Source organism: Rhizobium vallis (assembly GCF_003985155.1).
Lineage (GTDB): Bacteria > Pseudomonadota > Alphaproteobacteria > Rhizobiales > Rhizobiaceae > Rhizobium > Rhizobium vallis.
This window is the reverse complement of sequence record NZ_ML133694.1, coordinates 24,824-44,806: the sequence shown is the minus strand read 5'-3', so window position 1 is coordinate 44,806 and position 19,983 is coordinate 24,824. Positions and strand designations below refer to the sequence as shown.

The following is a 19,983-nucleotide window of genomic DNA, read 5'->3' as shown; positions in this document are numbered from 1 at the left end:
TCATCAAACTTGAGGCGGTGACTGGACATGCCGGACAAGCTTCAAAACCACGGATGTGACCGGCGTTTCGATCCCTGCGGCGACCGCCTTGCGGGCCACCGCACCGTTGATCGTTTCGATTTCGGTCATGCGTCCGGCGAGAAGGTCCTGGAGCATCGACGGCTTGTGGTGCGTGTGGTGGGATAGAGCATGTTCGACCATTCCTTCGACATGGCCGGTGTCCACGTCTATCCCGCTCGCGATCGCCGTTCTGCAAACTTCGCCGACGATCGAGAAAACGAGAGAGCGAGTCCCTTCGTCGGCACCGACCTGTCCCACGGTCGATCGCGTAATGGCGCAGACGCTGTTCAATGCGGCGTTGAAAGCCACTTTCTCCCAGATCGCCGCTTCGACGTCGGGGTCGTAAACCAAACGGAGTCCGGACGGTTCGAACGCCCCGATAAGAGCAGACGCGATCGGGGGCTCGCCGGATGCGGCGGCGGCGAAGCGTGCTACGCCTTCTCCGTGCGACTCGACGTGTCCCGGTCCCTTGATATCGGCCGGATAGGTCGTCACGCCGATCAACACCCGATCCGGCGCTGCGAATTCAAGGAGGGTCTCCTTGTTCTCAAGACCGTTCTGAAGGCTGAAGAGATACGTTTCCGGACCGATCGCTCCTGCGATGCCCGTGAGCGCCGACCGCGTGTGCAGCGTCTTGGTGAACACGAGCACAAGATCGAATGTCCCTTTGACTGCTTCCGGCGTCACCGTGGGAATATGGATCCGCCGGTCGCCGCGATCGTCGACGATCCTGAGGCCGTGTTCCCGGATGGCGTCGATATGCGCGGGGTTGACGTCGATGAGCGTGACATCAGCGCCACCCCCTTCGAAAAGGCAGCCTCCGAAGAGGGAGCCCATGGCGCCCGCGCCGACCACGCCGATCCTGAGAAGGCTTTTGGAAGTTCTATCGGCCATTGAATGCCGCTCCCGCCTATTCTTCTTCCTGGAAAAGTCGGACCACGGGCGGCGTGTCGGCGCGATTGATCTCCGACATTACCCGTCGCTTCTCCTTGTTGACCACGAGGCGGACGGCATCCGCCCTTGCGTAGTGGCCACGCGGGTCAGCGGCGACCTTGGCGAGATCGATCATGTTTGGGTCCAGATCAGCGTAGAGAATACCCTCTTCGTCATCGGCCAGAGGCTCGCACATCTCCCTGCCATCTGGGGCGTAGATCATAGTGAACCCCCCGCCGGGCTTACTCGTGCGGGGATTGAGCAGGTGAGCCTTCTCCGGCGTCTGCGCCATCAGGTCGAACATTTCCTGGCTGACCGTGGCGCATGCGGCGAGAACGTAGCAGCTTCCCTCGACGGCATATGTCCTCGAGAACGCGTTGTTCACTTCGGGGCCCAAAGCGTGTGCGATGTCGCGGTAGAGGCAGAAGCTCGGCCAGGCAGCCACATGTATGTCTTCGCCCTGGGCATGCATGGCCATTCTCACCAGTGGCTGTGCGTGCTCCCAACAGTTGAGCGCGCCAACGCGACCGATCGAGGTGTCAACGACCTCGAGGTCGGAGCCATCGCCTTCGCCGAAGACCATCCGTTCAGCAAAAGTCGGCTTCAGTTTCCGGCGCACCTGAAGCAGGTCGCCTGTGTCGGAGATGGTCGCCTGGGACATATATCTGGACCCGCCTTCCCGTTCGGAAAAGCCCATGACGATAAAAATCTCATGCCTCCTCGCTATGGTCTGGAGACGGCGCATTTCCGGGGAGTCCACCGCCATGCTGTTCTGGTGGTAGGCACCGTAAAACTGCATGGATTCTGCGGGTGAGGATAACCACACGAACCAGGGATAGCCGGGCAGCCAGGTTTCCGGGAAGGCGATCAGCTTGGCGCCGTTGCGAGCCGCTTCGGCAACGAGGGTCTCGGCCTTGTCGATCGAACGGTTGAGGTCCATGAAGGCAGGGGCGGCCTGAACCGCAGCGACTTTGATCGGTTTCATGACAGGATCTCCTGAGGTTGCAGATTGGAAGACGGCAGTGCCGAGGGCTCGGCCGACGGTTTGTGGGCGACCGGAAGAAGGTCGATCCGTATGACTCTCCTGACAAGACCCCATACGCCTTCAGGCAGGAAGATGGTGACGAGGATCGCCAGCAGGCCGCTTATGACAAAGTATCCGGGTCCGAGACCCGACAGTGTCTCCCTCAGCAGGAAATAGACGATCGCTCCGAAGATCGGGCCTTCGACCGAGCCGATGCCCCCGAGGATGACGATGAAGATCGTCATTGCGATCCAGTTCTGGGAGAAGGCGCTGTTCGGCGTGATCTGAATGCTGGTGATATAGTAGCACGCCCCTGCGGCACCCGAGAGGCCTGCCGCCAGAACCAAAGTGTAGAGCCTCACGCGGCTTGTCCGAACCCCCATCGCTTCCGCCGCGGCGTCGCTGTCCCGCATCGCGCGCAGACCGAGACCGAACCTGCTTTTCAAAAGCACGACGATCGCCACGAGCGTAACGAAGAGCACCAGTGCTGCAGATGCGAAATTCAGTGGAAGGCGCCAGTTCCTCGTGACCAACTTCATGACCTCGAGGTTCAATCCGCCGCCGGCTCCGGTGGCAGGCGTAACGAGGCAAAGGAGGCGGGCGATTTCGGCCATTACCCATGAACCGATGGCCAACTGGGCGCCTTGAAGCCGGAACAGCAGAGGCGAAAGGACGTAGGCGAGAATGGCCGCCACGACGCCGCAAATGACGATGACAGGATAGGGGGAGATCGCGAGAAAGTTGGCGACGATGTAAAGCGTGTATCCCCCGATGCCGATGAAGAGCGGCATCCCGATCAGCACGATGCCCGAAAAACCGCCCAGAAGATTCCAGGCCAGCGCGATGGTAAGCACGACACAGAACTCGGTTGCGAGGGCAAGCCCGGCTTTCGGCAAAACGATCGGCATAAGGCAGAGCGCCAGCGCGATGACGAACAATGTGATGTAGGCGTTGTCGATCTTCTTCGTCATCTGGATGCACCTCTGGCGAACATGCCTTCAGGCCGGAGGATGAGCACGGCCAGAAAAACCAGGTGCCCGGCGAGGGGTCCGAATGTCGGCGCTATCGCGATCCCGACGGCTTGAGCCAGGCCGAGCGCGAGACCGCCAAAGAAGGTGCCCCAGATCGATCCCAGACCGCCGAGGATAACCGCCTCGAATGCGAACAGCATCCGCTCCACCCCTGCGGCGGGAGCAAAGGTCGACCGCATTCCGAGAAAGATCGCCGCGATGGCGGAGACGGACAGCGAAAGCGCGAGCGCCAGCGAGAAGATGTGCCCGGTCTCTATGCCCATGAGCTTTGCCGTACGGTGGTCATCGGATGTCGCCCTTACCGCCCGGCCAAAACCGGTCTTGGAGAATACGAGCCACGTGGAGGCGAAAGCCAGGCAGGCGAACAGGAAGAAGAAAAGCGGCATCACCCCGATCGAGAAAGAACCTAGTGGGAGCGATGCGGAGCCGATGCTGCCCGGCTGCAGGCTGCGGGTATCGGCGCTGAATCCCATCTGCATCAGGTTCTGCAAAACGATCGAGAGACCGAACGTTACAAGGAGCGACGGCATCGGCCCTCGGCCGATCGTCCTGTTGAGCACAGCACGCTGGAGAACATACCCGAGTACGAACATCAGGAGGGCGACGATGGGAAGGGCCGCCAGCGGATGAAGGCCGAAGGCCTGACCAGCAAACCATGCCAGATAGGCCGAGAAGATGATCATGTCGCCATGGGCAAGGTTGATCTGTTGCATCAGACCGAAGGTGACTGCCAATCCAAGCCCGAACAGCGCGTAGAGCGCTCCGACGAACAGGCCATTCAGAAATAGCTCAATCATGCGAGCCTCCGAAATACGCGTTTGAAATTTCGGTGCGGTCGGCGTTCAAGGACTTGCCTTGCAGAACGATGCGGCCATGCCGCATACATGCAAACCGATCGCTTTCCTTGAGTGCCCGGGCGATGTCCTGTTCGACGAGTACCAACGACACCTTTGTCTCCTTGACCTTCTGGAGCCCCGCGTAGACCACGTCGACCGCCGAGGGTGAAAGTCCGAGCGACAGCTCGTCGCAGAGCAGGATTTTCGGGTTCGCCATCAAGGCGCGACCGACCGCGACGAGCTGCTGCTGGCCGCCGGACAAAGCTTGGGAGGGTCTCCGGCGCAAGTCTTTCAGAACAGGAAACGTATCCAGCACCCGGTCGAGCGACCATTCGCCCGGCCTCTTGCGATAGGCGCCCAGAAGCAAATTCTCCTCGACAGACAGGCTCGGGAAAAGTTTCCGACCTTCCGGCACTATGACTATTCCGTGATCGACGATCGCGGACGTGGACTTTCCGATCATGGCGAGCCCGTCCAGCTCGATCGCTCCGGCCGTCGGTCTCAACAGGCCCGTGATCGCGCTGAACAGCGTCGATTTGCCGGAGCCGTTCGAGCCGATCAGAGAGAGCGTCTCACCGGCCGCGACGTCGAGGCCTACACCGAATAATACGGACATCGAGCCATAGCTCGCTTCCAGATCACGAATGCTCAGCATCTAGATCGGGCTCCATCCCAAGGTATATTTTCCGCACCGCCGGTTCTACCATCGTCGCGTGCGGTTCCCCGTCCGCGATGATCTTGCCTTCGCCAAGGACGACGATGCGCGAGACGGCGGAGGTGAGGATATGAACGAGGTGTTCGATCCAGATCACCGCGATCCCCTGGCGGTTGACCTCCTTCACAAGTTCGGCAATCTCTGCAGCCTCATTGTCCGTTAGTCCTCCGGCGATCTCATCGAGGAGAAGAAGCGAAGGGTTCGTCGCCAATGCCCGCGCCAGCTCAAGCCGCTTCCTGTCAAGCAGCGGCAGGTCTCCTGCGCGCAGATGGCCGCGTCCATGAAAACCCGTTCGTTCCATGATGCCGTGGACCGCGAGCGTCGCCGCCTCGTGGCTCAGGTCGCCAGCAAATCGTGCGCCGACGAGAAGATTCTCGAATACGGACATATTCGAGAAGGACTGCGGAACCTGGAAAGTGCGCCCGATGCCGTTACGCGCCCTTTCGGACGCGGAAAGCCCGGTAACGTCTCTGCCGTTGACGAGTACTTTGCCGGAATTGGGCGACAGCTGTCCGGCGATAACGCCGAACAGGGTCGTCTTGCCCGAGCCATTAGGTCCGATGACACCCAACAATTCGCCGGGAAGGACTTCCAGTGTCAAATCCTTGAGCACCGGAAGTCCGCCGCCGTACGACTTGCTGATGTTTTCGACGGCGAGAGACCTGTTCGGCGAGGGCATCATGCTCTCACGCGCGTTACTCATGCGCCGATCTTCATCTGGAAGGGCGCCGTGACGGGCACCTGCGGCATGCCCTGGTTGTTGACCACCGCGAGGTTGAAATCGCCGTTCGGATCGACGTGCCATTGTCCGCCCGCGATTGCCATCTTGGCCACACTCTTGATCGGACTGTTGGCCCAATCGAGCGTGCCGACGACGGTGTCGAGCTTCATCTTCTTGATCGCATCGGCCACGGAGTCGGGATCGGTGGGATCGTCAGCCGTTCTGAGCGCGTTGATCCCGGCTTCCAGCAGCGAGTGAACCACGCCGATGGGCTGCGTCCAACGTTTTCCGGTTTCGGTCTCGTAGGACTTGGCGAGCTCGCCGCACGACTGGCCCGTGATCGACGACTTGAATGGATAGTCCGGAGTCCACCAGACTTCCGTGGACATGCCGTTCGCGGCAGCACCGAGGGACTGCACGCCTGCGGGAAAAAGAAGAGCTTTGGCAATAGTGACGACTTTGGGCTTGAAGCCCGCCTGCATCGCCTGCCGCCAGAAGACGACCCAGTCCGGCGGGTCGAACAGACCGCTCATGATATCGCAACCCGCATCGCGGAACGCGGCGATCTGACGCGAGTAGTCGTTCGAGCCCGGTTCGTACAGGCCGACATCGACCATTTCGAATCCGGCCTTCCTCAGCGCTGGCGGGAAGCCGATCTCGCTGCTGGAGAATGTCTGTCCCGGAGGATCGTTCGAGAAGCAGGAGCCGATCTTCTTGTTTGTGTCGAGCGCCGACCACATGCTGACATAAGTCGAGATGATGTCCTCGATGCCCCAGAAGAAATGGTTCGCATATTTGAACCCGGTGTCGGGCTTGCCGCCCTGCGGGAACAGCCAGCCTTGCCATGGGTCCATTGTCGTGATCGAAGGAACGCCCGCCAGTTCACACTGGGCGCTGACGTTCTTGATGCCCAAGGCGCCCTGGGCGAGAACGAGGTTCACCTCGTCGGAGTTGATAAGCTGCTGGGTCGCGCTTGTCGAGCGATCCGGATTGGTCTGGTCGTCGATATCGATGATCTCGACTTCATAGGTCTTGCCATTGTTGACGAGACCGCCTTTCAAAGCCTCCCTTACCTGCTTGAGCAGGAACGGATCCGCTTCGGCAAAGGTGGCGTAAATTCCGGTGACCGGGCTGACATATCCGACCTTCAGTTTGGCTGCCTGAGCCAATGCGGGCGTGGGAAAGATGTTCGAAGCAGCCATTCCCGCAGCTCCGGCGGCGGCAGATCCTAGAAGTGTGCGGCGCGTGATGAGCGCAGAATTTCGCGTAGTGATGCTCATTAGAGTTCCCCTTATTTTCGCGGGGAGTACGATCCTTCCGATCGACGGTCTGCACCATCCACAAGAATGTGGATGCTGCTTGAGAGCCTGAACCGATAGTTTTCTTGTCCTGAGCGTAACCTGAGACGGATCGAACTCTGCGTTCGGAGAGGCGACGCGGCAAGAAACATGCGGGAGGAAAGACATGTTGGAAATAAAGCAGATTATCGGGGGCAACTCGGTCGCCGCCGTCTCCGGAAAGACCTTCGACAGGATTGATCCACTCACAGGCAAGGTTGCGACCCGCGCCCCGGCATCCGGTATCGAGGATGTCCAGAAGGCAGTTGCGGCGGCGCATTCCGCCTTCCCCGCCTGGTCGAAGACGGGTCCAGGTGAGCGCAGGGCGTTGCTGATGAAGGCGGCCGATCGCCTTGCGTCGAAGGTCGAAGAATTCACCAGGATCATGATCGAGGAGACAGGCGGCACCGCGCCTTGGGCCGGCTTCAACACCATGCTTGCAGCCGGGATATTGCGAGAGGCTGCGGCGATGACCACGCAGGTTGTCGGCGAAGTCATTCCGTCGGACAAGCCCGGCACCTTGTCCATGGGCGTACGTCAAGCCGCAGGCGTTTGCCTGGGGATAGCGCCGTGGAACGCGCCTATCATCCTCGGTACGCGGGCAATCGCGATGGCGCTTGCCTGCGGCAACACCGTTATCCTCAAGGCATCGGAGTCCTGCCCGGGATTGCACATGCTGATCGGCCAGGCGCTGAACGAAGCGGGATTCCCTGCCGGGGTGGTCAACGTCATCTCGAACGCGCCGGAGGATGCTGCCGCCGTCGTCGAAGCCCTGATCGCGGCTCCGGAGGTCAGGCGTGTGAATTTCACCGGATCGACTCATGTCGGGCGCCGTATCGGCGAGCTTTGCGGAAGGCATCTCAAGCCCGCTCTCCTGGAGCTGGGCGGCAAGGCGCCAATGGTGGTTCTGGACGATGCCGATGTTGATGCCGCGGTCAACGGGGCGATCTTCGGGGCCTTTGCGAATATGGGTCAGATTTGCATGTCGACCGAGCGGATCATTGTTCACCAGAACATCGCCGACGAATTCGTCGCCAAGCTTGCCGACCGCGCCTCGAAACTACCTGCCGGCGACCCCCGCGGTCATGTGGTTCTCGGGTCTCTGGTGACGAAGGAAGCGGCGGTGAAAATGGAAGAATTCATTTCCGATGCGGTCTCCAAGGGGGCGAAGCTCGTAGCCGGCGGAAAGCGGACCGGCTCCGTGGTCGAGGCGACGCTGCTCGACGACGTCAAGATCGGCATGCGCAGCTACGGCGAAGAGAGCTTCGGCCCGGTCAAACCGATCATCCGGGTGGCCGATGACGACGAAGCGGTCCGTATCGCCAACGATACCGAATACGGCCTCTCGGCTTCCGTGTTCAGTCGCGATGTACAGCGGGCGATGGCGGTCGCAGCTCGGATCGAAAGCGGCATCTGTCACATCAACGGACCGACCGTCCATGACGAAGCTCAGATGCCCTTCGGCGGCGTCAAGGGCTCCGGATACGGCCAATTCGGAGGCAAGGCGGCGATCAACGAGTTCACCGACTTGCGCTGGATCACGATCGAAGATCCGCACCAGCATTACCCCTTCTGAAGCAGCCCATGCGGCCAGTTTCCGACCTGAAAGCATAGGCTTGAGGACTTGAAGCGTGGAGAGATCCGATGGAGTGATCGCGAAAACGGCCGGGTAGTCTTTCTCCCCGCGGCGGCGTTCAAGAACGCAAGCTCATCCTTCTTTCCGGTGTTGATTTCCGCGGATACTGCGATGCCATCCAGGTGCTGTTGCTCAGGGCCATCATAGTTTTTGATGGCCCTCCCATCCACACCCGGCTCACTCGGCGAGGTCAGCATTTATGCCGATGCCGCTCTAGCACATCCTCGTGGAAGCAATGGCGTCGGAGGAGTGCAAAGCGGAGTATACGACTTATTTTGGCGTACGCATTTTCACGTGCGGGCAAAACCCTCGAACAGGAGCAGACCAATTGAAGGATGCGTTCAGTGTTGAAGATTTTCGGAAGAGGGCGAAAAATTTCCTTCCCAAGATGGTCTTCGATTATTTGGAGGGTGGATCAGAAGGCGAAGCTGGCCTCTCTCGAAATGTGAACGCTTTTGGAAAATGGAACTTCGTCCCCAGGCGCCTTACCGACGTTAGCGAATGCTCGCTGGAAACCACGTTGCTTGGGAAGGGATACAGCCTCCCCTTCTATCTTTCTCCGACCGGACTGAACGGCCTCATCCGCCCTGACGGAGACCGACTCCTTGCCCAGGCGGCGGCCAAGGCGGGCATTCCTTTTGTTCTCTCTACTGCTTCGAACTTGTCGATTGAGGACATCGCTGCATCGGGGGATGGTGAACGTTGGTTCCAGCTGTACGTACTGCATCGAGATATTGCCAAGACGATGTGCCAAAGGGCTCTGACCGCTGGTTACGAAGCGCTGATCTTGACTGTTGATGTCCCAGTAAACGGATACCGAGAGCGGGACATGCGCAACAGGTTCGCACTACCGGCAACATATGGTTTGCGAACGCTGGCAGACGGGTTCATGCATCCACGATGGTCCATCAATTTCCTGAGAAGCGGAACGCCTAAACTCCGAAATTTCGAAACTCTGGAAGCCCCGAGCCCGGAAGCGCAGGCCGCATTGATGAAAAGACAGATGGACGCGAGCTTCGATTGGGACGCGTTGCGGCGGCTGCGTGAATGGTGGCCCAAGAAGTTGATGGTAAAGGGCGTGCTCCGGGCCGAAGACGCGGTCCAATGCGCTGCGTGTGGCGTGGATGCGTTGATAGTCTCAAATCACGGCGCCCGACAACTGGACGGAACTATCTCTCCTTTAGAAGTGCTTGCGGAGATTGCCTCCAGTGTCCAGATCCCAATTCTGTTGGACAGTGGCATCAGGCGTGGGGCGGATGCGCTTACCAGCCTCTGCTTGGGCGCCACAACTGTAGGTCTGGGGCGAGCGACACTTTATGCGTTGGCCTCCGACGGCCAGCGGGGTGTCGAACGATGCCTTGAAATCCTGACCGATGAATTGAAGCGCGGCATGGCCCTGCTAGGGGCATCAAACATAACCCAGCTCGACCACACCCTTGTCAGGCGGTCGAATTGGGCTTGATTGAGGTGCTCAACTGCGGGCTGTTGGCGGGCTAGCCGCGCTAAATCGGGCTAACGTTGCTGACACCCGGCTGCAGGTTGATCTTCTTGAAATCTGCCAACCGCCGAATCCGGCGCTCTTCTCCCGGCAATTGTCCAGGAAAAATCGGCTAGCTTCTCTGCTTCTCCGATCCTGCCAATTTCCCTCCACAAACGCCGCTGCGTCAGTGCGCTTTTGTAAACAATCCGGACAGCGAGGGCATGGCCCAGGACGCATAAAGGCCATGGGTTCATACTCGACCCCATGGCCTTTAATTTATCTCAACAACGGCCCTTACGTCAGATCAGGCAATCTGCGGCAGGAGCTCGCCCAAGCTCTTCTTGGCGTCGCCGTAGAACATCCGGGTGTTCTCTTTGTAGAATAGCGGGTTTTCAATGCCGGAATAGCCAGTGCCCTGGCCACGCTTGGATACGAACACCTGCTTGGCCTTCCAGACCTCGAGAACCGGCATGCCCGCGATCGGTGAGTTCGGATCTTCCTGAGCGGCTGGGTTGACGATGTCGTTGGAGCCGATGACGATGACGACGTCGGTCTCGTGGAAGTCGTCGTTGATCTCGTCCATCTCGAGCACGATGTCATAAGGGACCTTGGCTTCGGCGAGCAGCACGTTCATGTGGCCTGGGAGGCGGCCGGCCACCGGGTGGATGGCGAAGCGGACCTTCTTGCCGGCGGCCCGCAGCTTGCGCGTGAGTTCCGAGACCGACTGCTGTGCCTGTGCCACCGCCATGCCGTAGCCAGGAACGATGATCACCGACTCCGCATCGTTGAGCGCCGCTGCCACACCGTCCGCATCAATGGCGATCTGCTCGCCGATGATCTCCATCGCCGGCCCTATCGACGCGCCGAAGCCACCGAGGATGACCGAGATGAAGGAGCGGTTCATCGCCTTGCACATGATGTAGGAGAGGATCGCACCAGAGGAGCCGACCAGCGCGCCGGTGACGATGAGAAGGTCGTTGCCGAGCGTGAAGCCGATGGCGGCTGCGGCCCAACCGGAATAGCTGTTCAGCATCGACACCACCACCGGCATGTCGGCGCCGCCGATACCCATGATCAGGTGGTAGCCGATGAAGAAGGCGAGAGCCGTCATCAGGATCAGCGGCCAGATGCCTGCGCCGTTGAAATACGTCAGCAGCAGGATGACCGACACGATCGCCGCACCTGCGTTGAGAAAGTGACCGCCCGGCAGCTTGCTTGCCTTGCCGTCGACCTTGCCGGCCAACTTGCCGAAGGCGATGACCGAGCCGGTGAAGGTGACCGCGCCGATGAACACGCCAAGGAACACTTCGATCTTCATGATGGCGAGTTCGACCGGCTCCTTATGCGCGAGGATCGCTGCAAAGCCGGCGAGTGCGGCTCTGCCCGCATCATCGAGAGAAGCGACATGGGCGGCCTCGATATGGGCGTTGAAGCCGATGAACACGGCTGCCAGGCCGACAAAGGAATGAAGCGCCGCCACGAGTTGCGGCATCTCGGTCATCTGTACGCGCGAGGCGACGTAGTAGCCGAGCACGGAGCCGCCGGCGATCATCAAGAGGATGATGAACCAGTTGCCGACGTCGGGGCCAAAGACGGTGGCGACCACCGCGAGGCCCATGCCTGTCATGCCGTACCAGACGGCGCGCTTGGCGTTTTCTTGGCCGGACAGGCCGCCAAGCGATAGGATGAAGAGAACTGCGGCTGCAATGTAGGCAGCCGATACGATGCCAATAGTCATGTCCAATACCCCTACCCGATCACGACTTCTGGAACATGGCGAGCATGCGCCGCGTCACCAGGAACCCTCCGACGATATTGACGGTCGCGATCAGCACCGACAGCGCCGCCAAAGTGACCACCAGCCAGTTGCCCGAGCCGATCTGCAAGAGCGCGCCGAGGATGACGATGCCCGATACCGCGTTGGTCACCGCCATCAGCGGCGTGTGGAGCGAATGCGAGACGTTCCAGATGATCTGGAAGCCGACGAAGCAGGCCAGCACGAAGACCACGAAGTGGCTCATGAAGCTGGCCGGGGCGACGGCGCCGACCAGAAGCAGCAGCGCCGTGCCGATGACCAGCATCAAGCCTTGGCTCCTGGTCTGGGCCGCGAAGGCGGCCGCCTCTGAGGCGCGCTTTTCCTCCGGTGTCAGCTCCTTGATCTTTTCCTTTGGCTTTTGCGCCGCGATCGCCCGCACCTTCGGCGGCGGCGGCGGAAAGGTGATCTCGCTCTCAAAGGCAACCGTCGCGCCGCGGATGACGTCGTCTTCCATATTATGGACGATCTTGCCATCCTTGGCCGGCGTCAGGTCGGTCATCATGTGGCGTATGTTGGTGGAATAGAGCATCGAAGCCTGTGCGGCCATGCGGCTCGGGAAATCGGTATAGCCGATGACGATAACGCCGTTGGCGGAGACGACCTTCTGGTCTGCGATGGTCAGGTCGCAGTTACCGCCACGTTCGGCGGCAAGGTCGACAATGACCGAGCCCGGCTTCATCATCGCCACCATGTCGGCGAGCCAGAGCTTCGGCGCATCGCGGCCGGGGATCAGCGCGGTGGTGATGACGATGTCAATCTGCGGCGCGAGCTCTCGAAACTTCTCAAGTTGCTTCTCGCGGAACTCGGGCGACGATGGGGCTGCATAGCCGCCGGTCGCCGCACCGTCCTCCTGCTGGTCCTTGAAATCGAGATAGACGAACTCGGCCCCCATGCTCTCGATCTGTTCGGCCACTTCCGGGCGGACGTCGAAGGCATAGGTGATGGCGCCGAGCGACGTCGCGGTTCCGATCGCGGCAAGACCGGCGACGCCGGCGCCGATGACCAGCACCTTGGCAGGCGGCACCTTGCCGGCGGCCGTCACCTGGCCGGTGAAGAAGCGGCCGAAGTTGTTGCCGGCCTCAATCACCGCGCGATAGCCGGCGATATTGGCCATCGACGACAGCGCGTCCATCTTCTGCGCGCGAGAGATGCGCGGCACCATGTCCATGGCGATGACGTTGGCGCCCCTGCCCTTCGCCTGCTCAAGCAGGTCATTGTTCTGGGCGGGGTAGAAGAAGGAGAGCAGCGTCTGGCCAGGCCGCAGATGCTCCACCTCGCTCGCTTCCGGTGGTCGCACCTTCGCCACGACATCGGCCCGTGCATAAAGCGCCGCGGCATCCTCGACCACCGCCACACCGGCGGACCGATAGGCATCGTCGGTAAAGCCGGCAGCCTTCCCCGCCCCTGCCTCGACAACACACTCGTAGCCGAGCTTTTGCAATTGCAGCGCCGAGTCCGGCGTCATCGCAACACGCGATTCTCCTGTGTAGAGCTCCCTAGGAGTTCCAATCCTCATTCCCATTTTTTGACTCACCCTCTCCTCGCCAGCCTGAAAAAATCAAGACAACTCGCGCAATCCCTACACGCGCTCCAATGCAACCGCGATGCCTTGTCCCACGCCAATGCACATTGTTGCCAGCGCGTACCGACCCCGACGTAGCGACAGTTCCAGCGCGGCTGTCCCAGCGATGCGCGCGCCCGACATTCCGAGCGGATGGCCAAGCGCGATCGCACCGCCATTGACATTGACACGAGCATCATCATCGGAGATGCCAAGATCGCGCAGCGTCGCGAGACCCTGCGAGGCGAAGGCCTCGTTGAGTTCGATCACGTCGAACTTGTCAGCTGTCAGACCGAGCATCGCCATCAGCTTTTTTGAGGCGGGTGCAGGGCCGAAACCCATCACACGAGGCGGAACCCCGGCAGCAGCGCCGCCCATCACGCGGGCGATGGGCGTCAGTCCGTATTTCTTCGCAGCCGCTTCCGAGGCGATGACAAGGGCGGCCGCACCGTCGTTGACGCCGGACGCATTTCCCGCCGTCACCGTGCCGCCCTCGATCTTGTTGACCGGCTTCAGCTTGGCAAGCGCCTCCAGGCTGGTCGCACGCGGATGCTCGTCCCTGTCGACGATGAGTGGATCACCCTTGCGCTGCGGCACGCTGACGGGCGTAATTTCCTTGGCGAGACGACCGTTTTCCTGCGCGGCGGCAGCCTTGGCCTGGCTGCGAACGGCGAAGGCGTCCTGGTCCTCGCGCGACACCTTATAATCGATTGCGACGTTGTCACCCGTCTCCGGCATGGAATCGACGCCATACAGCTTCTTCATGAGAGGATTGACGAAGCGCCAGCCGATCGTCGTATCGTAGATCTCGGCATTGCGTGAGAACGCGGTCTCGGCCTTCGGCATGACAAATGGCGCACGGCTCATGCTTTCGACGCCGCCGGCAATCATCAGTTCCGCTTCGCCGGCCTTGATGGCGCGGGCGGCAGTGATGACGGCGTCCATGCCGGAGCCGCATAGCCGGTTGATCGTCGTGCCCGGCGTCGAAACCGGCAGGCCCGCCAGCAGCAATGACATGCGGGCAACGTTGCGGTTGTCCTCCCCGGCCTGATTGGCGCAGCCATAGATCACGTCACCGACCGCTTCCCAATCGACGGACGGATTGCGTTCCATAAGGGATTTCAAGGGAATAGCGCCGAGGTCGTCGGCTCTGACAGAGGAAAGCGAGCCGCCGAAGCGGCCGATGGGCGTGCGGATGTAATCGCAGATGAAGGCGTCGGCCATTTCGTTCTCCCTTAGAGTGCCGGTACGACGAGATCGGCCACCGGGCCGTCAATGTGAAGCTTGGCACCGGTCATTGCCTGCAGCTGATCTAGCGTGATCGAACCGAGCTTCTCACGCAGGACGAAACGCCCGTCCTTGATGTCGATGACGGCGTGGCTCGTGTAGACGCGGGTGATGCAAGCAACGCCGGTCAGGGGGAAGGTGCATTTTTCGACCAGCTTCGGCTCACCGTTTTTGGTGACATGTTCGGTGATCACCGATACCTGCTTAGCGCCGTGGACGAGATCCATGGCGCCACCGACGGCCGGCACGCCTTTCGAACCGACCCTCCAATTGGCGAGGTCACCGTTCTGAGCGACTTGCAGCGCTCCGAGAATGGCGACATCTAAGTGACCGCCGCGTACCATTGCAAAGCTGTCTGCATGGTGAAAAAAGGCGGCTCCGGTCTTCAGCGTCACGGCTCTCTTTCCGGCATTGATCAGATCCCAGTCCTCCTCTCCCGCCGCCGGCGCTTCGCCGAAGTTGAGAATGCCGTTTTCGGTGTGGAAGATCGCCTCACGGCCGGGCGGCTGATAGCGGGCGACCATTTCCGGAAAGCCGATGCCTAGATTGACATAGGCGCCGTCGGCGATGTCCTGGGCTGCGCGCCAGGCAATCTGAGCATTGGAAAGCTTGATATCTTCTCTGGTGTCGACGGTCATGCGTAGGCCACTCCGGCTCGAATGAGCTCTTCTTCCTGTTGGGGATTGGAAACTTGGACGATGCGGTCGACAAAGATACCGGGCGTAATGACATGTTCCGGATCGATCTCACCCGCCTGCACGATCTTCGAAACCTGCACGATCGTCTTCGTCGCAGCCATGCACATCAGCGGATTGAAGTTGCGGGCAGCCTTGTTGTAAGTCAGGTTGCCATGGGTATCGCCGAGATGCGCCTTGACGATCGCGAAATCAGCTTTCAGCCAACGCTCCTGCACGTAGTGGCGGCCATCGAATTCCGCGATTGGCTTGCCTTCCGCCAGCTCGGTGCCGTAGGCGGTCGGAGTATAGAAGGCGGGAATACCCGCTCCTCCTGCGCGGATGCGTTCCGCGAGCGTGCCCTGCGGCACCAACTCCAGTTCGATCTCGCCGGCAAGATACCTGTCCGTAAAGGCGCGCGGATCTGACGATTTCGGAAACGAGCAGATCATTTTCTTGACCATGCCCGCATCGATCATTGCGGCGATGCCGATACGCCCGTTTCCGGCATTGTTGTTGATTACGGTCAGGTCCTTCGGGCCTCTATCGATGAGCGCATGGATAAGCTCGATCGGAGCGCCAGAGCCTCCAAATCCGCCGATCATGACGGTTGCGCCGTCTCCAATTTCCGCGACCGCGGCCTCGAGCTTCTCAATAGTTTTGTCCATCGGGTTCGTCCTCATGAAAGGCGGATAATCTGTAAGACGCGATGAACGAATAACCGCGAACGGCTGGACATTAAAGAGGGTTTGTGCGTTATCTCATCTTTGTTCGATATTCGCACAATTTGAGGGCGCTATCATGGAAAGCCGCGACATAATGGGAGGCCTTGCGAAAGGCTTGCGCGTGATCGAAGCATTTACTGCCGAGGCGCCTCGCCTGAGCATCTCCGATGCTGCCAAAGTAACCGGATATGATCGCGCAACCACGCGGCGGTGCTTGCTGACCCTCTATGAGCTCGGCTACTGCGCATATGATGGGAAATATTTCACCGTCACGCCCCGCGTGCTGCGGCTGGGCACCGGTTGTCTCGCAACAATGCCGCTGCCACGGCTCGTGCAGCCTTGGCTAGATCAACTCTCTGACGAAATTGGCCAGAGCACATCGGTATCGATCCTTGATCATGCCGAAATAGTATATGTCGCGCGGGCCGCTCAACGGCGAGTGATGTCTATCACCCTCATGCCCGGTTCGCGGCTTCCCGCCTATTGCACTTCGATGGGACGCGTCTTGCTTGCAACGTTGACGGAGGCCGAGGTGCGGGCGGCATTGGAAATGTCACCCCGAGATGCGCGCACCCCCAAGACCGTGACGGATCTGGATAGCCTGCTCGAGGAAGTGGATAAAGTTCGCAAAGCGGGCTTTGCCAGCATCGATCAGGAGGTTGAGATGGGGCTTAGATCCGTTGCTGTCCCATTGCTCAATGCTCATGGCAAGGTGATAGCCGCGTTGAATGTCGGCTTTGCTGCTACCGAAGAGGATATTTCGGTAGCCGTAGATCGCTACCTGCCAGCGCTGAAGCGCGTTCAAAACGACGTGCGACGAACGATCGCCTGAGGCCCGTATAAGCCGCTTTTGTCCAGCCCGGTGGCTACCTGGCGCCTGACAAAATGGGCACGGCAGGTGACGGGAGTTTCATTCGAAAAAGCCCGCGTCCTCTTCCCCAAGATATTTCCTGGCCCCTTCAGCGTCGATATCGAGGCCCAGCCCCGGCGCTTCCAGCAGGTCCACCATGCTGTCCTTGACGATCTGCGGCGGCAAGCCGATTACCAGGTCTTCCCACCAGGGGTCGGAGGCGCTCGGATATTCGAAGGCGACGTAATTTGCCGGCAAGGTGGCGCAGACATGTTGATCACATTGCTGAAAGCGTCGACAAAAATGCCGGTATAGGCGCCGTCCTTGTCGCGGAAGTCTTTGTAGATCTTGTCCCAGCCAGCAGCCTTGTAGTTCATCAGCACGCCTTCCGTCTTCCAGCGCGGGAAGTCCTGCAGCGTCTGGAGCTGGACGACATCGGGGACGAGAGTTCCCGTCGCGACCTGGTTGTCGATGCGGGCGTCGTGGAATTTCGAATAGTCGACGACGATATCGAGCGTCATGCCTGGAAAGCGCTCTTCGAAAGTCTTCTTCATGCCGTCCTGCTGGCCGGCAGTGTCACCGCCGGCACAAACGATCAGTCGACCGCCTTTCCTGAGTTAAATCATTGAAAGTACATGACTATCTGGCTTGTGCGCAGTTTGCAGCACAAGCATATTTATGGAACTTGATCGGGCGCGGCGGACGATGGCTTCGATATCGAGCGGCGAGGTCCGACGCTAACTTAATTCTCTCCTGGCGGCACCTGCACCTTGGGCTCAAGATGGCGACGGCGCCAGGCCGCAGGGGCTTCTCCCATGCGCTTGCGGAAGAATCGGGAAAAATAGGCCGGGTCTTCGAAACCGATCTCGCGGCCGATATCCTCGATCGGGCGGATGGTAAACATCAGCAGGCGCTTCGCCTCCAGAAGCCGCCGCTGCAGCAGCATGTCCTTGACCGTGGATCCGAAGACCTCTTGCGCCGCCTTGTCCAGAAGGTGGGGCGTGGTGGCGAGCAGATCGACATAATGTGCGACGGGCCAGTCCTGTTTGTAGTGACGGTCGATGGCACGGCGTAGCGAAAGAGCGAGAGCCACCGCCGGTGAAGTCGACGGCGCTGCCCCGCCGCCAAGCCGCCCCATGAGGGAGAGCACGACGCCGACGAGGCCGACCATCACCTTCTCGCTTTCGGCGCCGCGCTCGCGATAGTCCGCCGCCACCATGCCGAGGAGCGCGCCGATCCTTTGCCAGGCGGGATCCCCCGTCTGGCCGGTCAGGAAGGTCGGAATGTCGATCGCCAGATCCACCTGCGCGGTCATAGCCTTCAGCATGTCGTCGGAAATGGAAACGACGATCGCATCCGATTGATCGTCGACCTCGAAGCCATGCACGACGTTGCTCGGAACGAAGCTGATGGTTGGAGCTGAAAAATTCCAAGTCTGGTCTTCAATCCGATATGTCCCGCCCCCTTGAAACCAATAGGTGATCTGGCCCATCAGTGGGTGCTTGTGCGGCGCGACATGGCCGAAATGCACGGTTTTTCGATCCATGACAGTCTCGACATGCATGAAGCCGACATCCAGCGAGCGGCTCGGCTCGCCGTAAACAAAGAAGTTCGGGACCTCATTTTTTTTCGCCATGCCGGAAAAAGTACCAGCAATTTGCCGGCTTTGTCCATGGCTGCGGCCGCCTTTCAGGCTTAGCTTTCTGTCACGATCTATGGGAGGAACACATGCTACGAGCTGAAGATCACCGCAGCGACAAGACCAGACCCTTTACCGGTGCCGAATATCTCGCGAGCCTTCGCGACGGGCGTGAAGTCTACATCAACGGCGAACGCATCGCCGACGTCACCACCCATCCCTCGATGCGCAATTCCGCCCGTTCGATCGCGCGGATGTACGATGCGCTGCATGACGAGAAGACCAAGGAACGGCTGACCTCGCCGACTGATACCGGCTCCAACGGCTATACCCACAAATACTTCCGGGTGGCGAAATCATCGTCAGACCTCGTCGCCCAGCAGGGTGCGATCGCCGACTGGGCGCGCATGTCCTACGGCTGGATGGGCCGCACCGCCGACTACAAGGCGGCGCTGATGAATACGCTCGGGGCGAATGCCGACTGGTACGGCCCCTTCAAGGAAAATGCACTCGCCTGGCACAAGAGAGCGCAGGAATCGGTTCTCTTCATGAACCATGCGATCGTCAATCCGCCGATCGACCGTCACAAACCGGCCGATGCGGTGAAGGATGTGTTCGTCCACATCACCAAGGAAACTGACGCCGGCATCTATGTCTCGGGTGCGAAGGTGGTTGCGACATCGTCCGCGCTGACCCATTACAACTTCCTCGCCCAGAGTTCGGCGACGGTCACGGAAGATCCCTCGCTCTCGGTCATGTTCATCGTTCCGATGAATGCGCCTGGTATCAAGATGTTCTGCCGCGTCTCCTATGAGCAGACGGCGAATTCGGCGGGCCACCCTTATGACTATCCGCTGTCCTCGCGCTTCGACGAGAACGACGCGATCCTGGTCCTCGACAACGTCTTCGTGCCCTGGGAAGACGTGCTGGTTTTGCGCGATGCCGCCAAGATCCTCTCCTTCCACCCCGCCTCGGGTTTCATGCACGGCTATTGCTTCCAGGGCTGCACCCGGCTTGCGGTGAAGATGGATTTCCTGGCTGGCCTGCTTGCCAAGGCCCTGCGTGCCACCGGCGGCGATGCCTTCCGCGGCAATCAGGCGATGCTCGGCGAGCTGATCGCCATCCGTCATCAGTTCTGGACCTTCTCCAATGCCATGGCGCACAATCCAATTCCCTGGGCCAATGGCGCGATGCTGCCGAACCTGGAGGCTGCCCTCTGCTACCGCACCTTCATGTCGGAAGCCTATCCGAAGGTGATTGACATCGTCCGCCGCACGGTCGCCTCCGGCCTTATTTATTTGCCGTCGTCCGCCAAGGATTTCACCAATCCGGACATCAACCGCTATCTCGCCCAATATGTGCGCGGATCGGACGACATGGGCCATATCGAGCGCATCAAGATCATGAAGCTTCTGTGGGACGCAACCGGCACCGAGTTTGGCGGCCGCCACGCGCTCTATGAGTTGAATTATGCCGGAGCACCGGAAGAAGTCCGCCTGCAGGTGCTGAAAGGCGCCGAGCGTGGCGGGCGGCTCAAGGAAATGGAAGCGCTGGTCGATCAGTGCATGGCCGATTATGACGAGAACGGCTGGACGGGTGATACCTGGCTGCCGCCGCTCGACAGTGCCGATCCGATCCGCAGCGCGGCCGAGTAAGGG

The 19,983-nt window shown here is 60.2% G+C and carries 18 protein-coding genes and 1 pseudogene; 4 read left to right on the top strand and 15 right to left on the bottom strand.

Annotation, left to right across the window (positions count from 1 at the left end; all coding sequences use genetic code 11):
• Positions 1–3 precede the first annotated feature (3 nt).
• The 7 genes from EFQ99_RS23095 to EFQ99_RS23065 are packed head-to-tail and all read right to left on the bottom strand — an operon-like array spanning position 4 to position 6,522.
• The gene (locus EFQ99_RS23095; protein WP_208722807.1) at positions 4–915 is read right to left on the bottom strand and encodes a ketopantoate reductase family protein; all 912 of its coding nucleotides are present in this window, start codon (positions 913–915) and stop codon (positions 4–6) included.
• 55 nt (positions 916–970) lie between these two features.
• Positions 971–1,978 (bottom strand): carbon-nitrogen hydrolase family protein, encoded by a 1,008-nt coding sequence (locus EFQ99_RS23090; protein WP_126923550.1) that lies wholly within the window; start codon positions 1,976–1,978, stop codon positions 971–973.
• Positions 1,975–2,988, bottom strand: a complete 1,014-nt coding sequence (locus EFQ99_RS23085; RefSeq protein ID WP_126923549.1) for a branched-chain amino acid ABC transporter permease — start codon at positions 2,986–2,988, stop codon at positions 1,975–1,977. The genes EFQ99_RS23090 and EFQ99_RS23085 overlap by 4 nt, the downstream gene beginning before the upstream one ends.
• Positions 2,985–3,845, bottom strand: a complete 861-nt coding sequence (locus EFQ99_RS23080) for a branched-chain amino acid ABC transporter permease (RefSeq protein WP_126923548.1) — start codon at positions 3,843–3,845, stop codon at positions 2,985–2,987. Before EFQ99_RS23080 ends, EFQ99_RS23085 begins: the two co-directional genes overlap by 4 nt.
• Positions 3,838–4,539 (bottom strand): ABC transporter ATP-binding protein, encoded by a 702-nt coding sequence (locus EFQ99_RS23075; protein ID WP_126923547.1) that lies wholly within the window; start codon positions 4,537–4,539, stop codon positions 3,838–3,840. The genes EFQ99_RS23080 and EFQ99_RS23075 overlap by 8 nt, the downstream gene beginning before the upstream one ends.
• Complete coding sequence (locus EFQ99_RS23070; protein ID WP_245441562.1) at positions 4,523–5,302, bottom strand: ABC transporter ATP-binding protein; 780 nt, start codon at positions 5,300–5,302, stop codon at positions 4,523–4,525. Before EFQ99_RS23070 ends, EFQ99_RS23075 begins: the two co-directional genes overlap by 17 nt.
• Positions 5,299–6,522, bottom strand: a complete 1,224-nt coding sequence (locus EFQ99_RS23065; protein WP_126923546.1) for an ABC transporter substrate-binding protein — start codon at positions 6,520–6,522, stop codon at positions 5,299–5,301. The genes EFQ99_RS23070 and EFQ99_RS23065 overlap by 4 nt, the downstream gene beginning before the upstream one ends.
• A 262-nt stretch (positions 6,523–6,784) precedes the next feature.
• Between EFQ99_RS23065 and EFQ99_RS23060 the strand changes: the two genes are divergently transcribed.
• Positions 6,785–8,233 carry an aldehyde dehydrogenase gene (locus tag EFQ99_RS23060; protein ID WP_126923545.1) on the top strand — a complete coding sequence of 483 codons (1,449 nt, stop codon included), beginning with the start codon at positions 6,785–6,787 and terminating at the stop codon, positions 8,231–8,233.
• Positions 8,234–8,621: 388 nt separating this feature from the next.
• Positions 8,622–9,755: an alpha-hydroxy-acid oxidizing protein gene (locus EFQ99_RS23055; RefSeq protein WP_245441561.1), complete on the top strand. Its 1,134-nt coding sequence runs from the start codon at positions 8,622–8,624 to the stop codon at positions 9,753–9,755.
• 322 nt (positions 9,756–10,077) lie between these two features.
• Here EFQ99_RS23055 and EFQ99_RS23050 read toward each other — a convergent pair whose 3' ends face one another.
• The 5 genes from EFQ99_RS23050 to EFQ99_RS23030 all read right to left on the bottom strand — a co-directional run bounded on the left by EFQ99_RS23050 (position 10,078) and on the right by EFQ99_RS23030 (position 15,779).
• On the bottom strand, positions 10,078–11,511 hold the full coding sequence (locus EFQ99_RS23050; RefSeq protein WP_126923543.1) for an NAD(P)(+) transhydrogenase (Re/Si-specific) subunit beta: 1,434 nt from the start codon (positions 11,509–11,511) through the stop codon (positions 10,078–10,080).
• Positions 11,512–11,530: 19 nt separating this feature from the next.
• On the bottom strand, positions 11,531–13,105 hold the full coding sequence (locus EFQ99_RS23045; RefSeq protein ID WP_126923542.1) for a Re/Si-specific NAD(P)(+) transhydrogenase subunit alpha: 1,575 nt from the start codon (positions 13,103–13,105) through the stop codon (positions 11,531–11,533).
• Between the two features lie 63 nt (positions 13,106–13,168).
• Entirely contained in the window at positions 13,169–14,374 is a 1,206-nt protein-coding gene (pcaF, locus tag EFQ99_RS23040; RefSeq protein ID WP_126923541.1) for a 3-oxoadipyl-CoA thiolase, read from the bottom strand.
• Between the two features lie 11 nt (positions 14,375–14,385).
• Complete coding sequence (locus EFQ99_RS23035; protein WP_126923540.1) at positions 14,386–15,075, bottom strand: 3-oxoacid CoA-transferase subunit B; 690 nt, start codon at positions 15,073–15,075, stop codon at positions 14,386–14,388.
• Positions 15,072–15,779: a 3-oxoacid CoA-transferase subunit A gene (locus tag EFQ99_RS23030; protein ID WP_126923539.1), complete on the bottom strand. Its 708-nt coding sequence runs from the start codon at positions 15,777–15,779 to the stop codon at positions 15,072–15,074. Before EFQ99_RS23030 ends, EFQ99_RS23035 begins: the two co-directional genes overlap by 4 nt.
• 133 nt (positions 15,780–15,912) lie before the next feature.
• Between EFQ99_RS23030 and EFQ99_RS23025 the strand changes: the two genes are divergently transcribed.
• The gene (locus EFQ99_RS23025) at positions 15,913–16,668 is read left to right on the top strand and encodes an IclR family transcriptional regulator domain-containing protein (protein WP_208722806.1); all 756 of its coding nucleotides are present in this window, start codon (positions 15,913–15,915) and stop codon (positions 16,666–16,668) included.
• Between the two features lie 78 nt (positions 16,669–16,746).
• On the opposite strand, the pseudogene EFQ99_RS23020 reads toward EFQ99_RS23025, so the two are convergent.
• From EFQ99_RS23020 to EFQ99_RS23010, 3 genes and pseudogenes are all read right to left on the bottom strand, one after another.
• Positions 16,747–16,959, bottom strand: a pseudogene (locus EFQ99_RS23020) (mandelate racemase/muconate lactonizing enzyme family protein); the annotation flags it as partial.
• Positions 16,878–17,240, bottom strand: coding sequence for a type 2 periplasmic-binding domain-containing protein (locus EFQ99_RS23015; RefSeq protein WP_245441560.1), 363 nt, complete (start codon positions 17,238–17,240; stop codon positions 16,878–16,880). The gene EFQ99_RS23015 and the pseudogene EFQ99_RS23020, both read right to left, overlap by 82 nt.
• Positions 17,241–17,428: 188 nt before the next feature.
• Complete coding sequence (locus EFQ99_RS23010) at positions 17,429–18,322, bottom strand: helix-turn-helix domain-containing protein (protein WP_126923538.1); 894 nt, start codon at positions 18,320–18,322, stop codon at positions 17,429–17,431.
• A gap of 92 nt (positions 18,323–18,414) precedes the next feature.
• Between EFQ99_RS23010 and EFQ99_RS23005 the strand changes: the two genes are divergently transcribed.
• Positions 18,415–19,980: a 4-hydroxyphenylacetate 3-hydroxylase N-terminal domain-containing protein gene (locus EFQ99_RS23005; RefSeq protein ID WP_126923537.1), complete on the top strand. Its 1,566-nt coding sequence runs from the start codon at positions 18,415–18,417 to the stop codon at positions 19,978–19,980.
• The last annotated feature ends 3 nt before the right edge of the window (positions 19,981–19,983 follow it).

Excerpts from the sequence above, each read along its gene's own strand:
- EFQ99_RS23090 (WP_126923550.1), bottom strand. The coding sequence starts at position 1,978 with ATGAAACCGATCAAAGTCGCTGCGGTTCAGGCCGCCCCTGCCTTCATG.
- EFQ99_RS23085 (WP_126923549.1), bottom strand. The coding sequence starts at position 2,988 with ATGACGAAGAAGATCGACAACGCCTACATCACATTGTTCGTCATCGCG.
- EFQ99_RS23080 (WP_126923548.1), bottom strand. The coding sequence starts at position 3,845 with ATGATTGAGCTATTTCTGAATGGCCTGTTCGTCGGAGCGCTCTACGCG.
- EFQ99_RS23075 (WP_126923547.1), bottom strand. The coding sequence starts at position 4,539 with ATGCTGAGCATTCGTGATCTGGAAGCGAGCTATGGCTCGATGTCCGTA.
- EFQ99_RS23070 (WP_245441562.1), bottom strand. The coding sequence starts at position 5,302 with ATGAGTAACGCGCGTGAGAGCATGATGCCCTCGCCGAACAGGTCTCTC.
- EFQ99_RS23065 (WP_126923546.1), bottom strand. The coding sequence starts at position 6,522 with ATGGCTGCTTCGAACATCTTTCCCACGCCCGCATTGGCTCAGGCAGCC.
- EFQ99_RS23060 (WP_126923545.1), top strand. The coding sequence starts at position 6,785 with ATGTTGGAAATAAAGCAGATTATCGGGGGCAACTCGGTCGCCGCCGTC.
- EFQ99_RS23050 (WP_126923543.1), bottom strand. The coding sequence starts at position 11,511 with ATGACTATTGGCATCGTATCGGCTGCCTACATTGCAGCCGCAGTTCTC.
- EFQ99_RS23045 (WP_126923542.1), bottom strand. The coding sequence starts at position 13,105 with ATGAGGATTGGAACTCCTAGGGAGCTCTACACAGGAGAATCGCGTGTT.
- pcaF (WP_126923541.1), bottom strand. The coding sequence starts at position 14,374 with ATGGCCGACGCCTTCATCTGCGATTACATCCGCACGCCCATCGGCCGC.
- EFQ99_RS23035 (WP_126923540.1), bottom strand. The coding sequence starts at position 15,075 with ATGACCGTCGACACCAGAGAAGATATCAAGCTTTCCAATGCTCAGATT.
- EFQ99_RS23030 (WP_126923539.1), bottom strand. The coding sequence starts at position 15,779 with ATGGACAAAACTATTGAGAAGCTCGAGGCCGCGGTCGCGGAAATTGGA.
- EFQ99_RS23025 (WP_208722806.1), top strand. The coding sequence starts at position 15,913 with ATGGAAAGCCGCGACATAATGGGAGGCCTTGCGAAAGGCTTGCGCGTG.
- EFQ99_RS23015 (WP_245441560.1), bottom strand. The coding sequence starts at position 17,240 with ATGAAGAAGACTTTCGAAGAGCGCTTTCCAGGCATGACGCTCGATATC.
- EFQ99_RS23010 (WP_126923538.1), bottom strand. The coding sequence starts at position 18,322 with ATGGCGAAAAAAAATGAGGTCCCGAACTTCTTTGTTTACGGCGAGCCG.
- EFQ99_RS23005 (WP_126923537.1), top strand. The coding sequence starts at position 18,415 with ATGCTACGAGCTGAAGATCACCGCAGCGACAAGACCAGACCCTTTACC.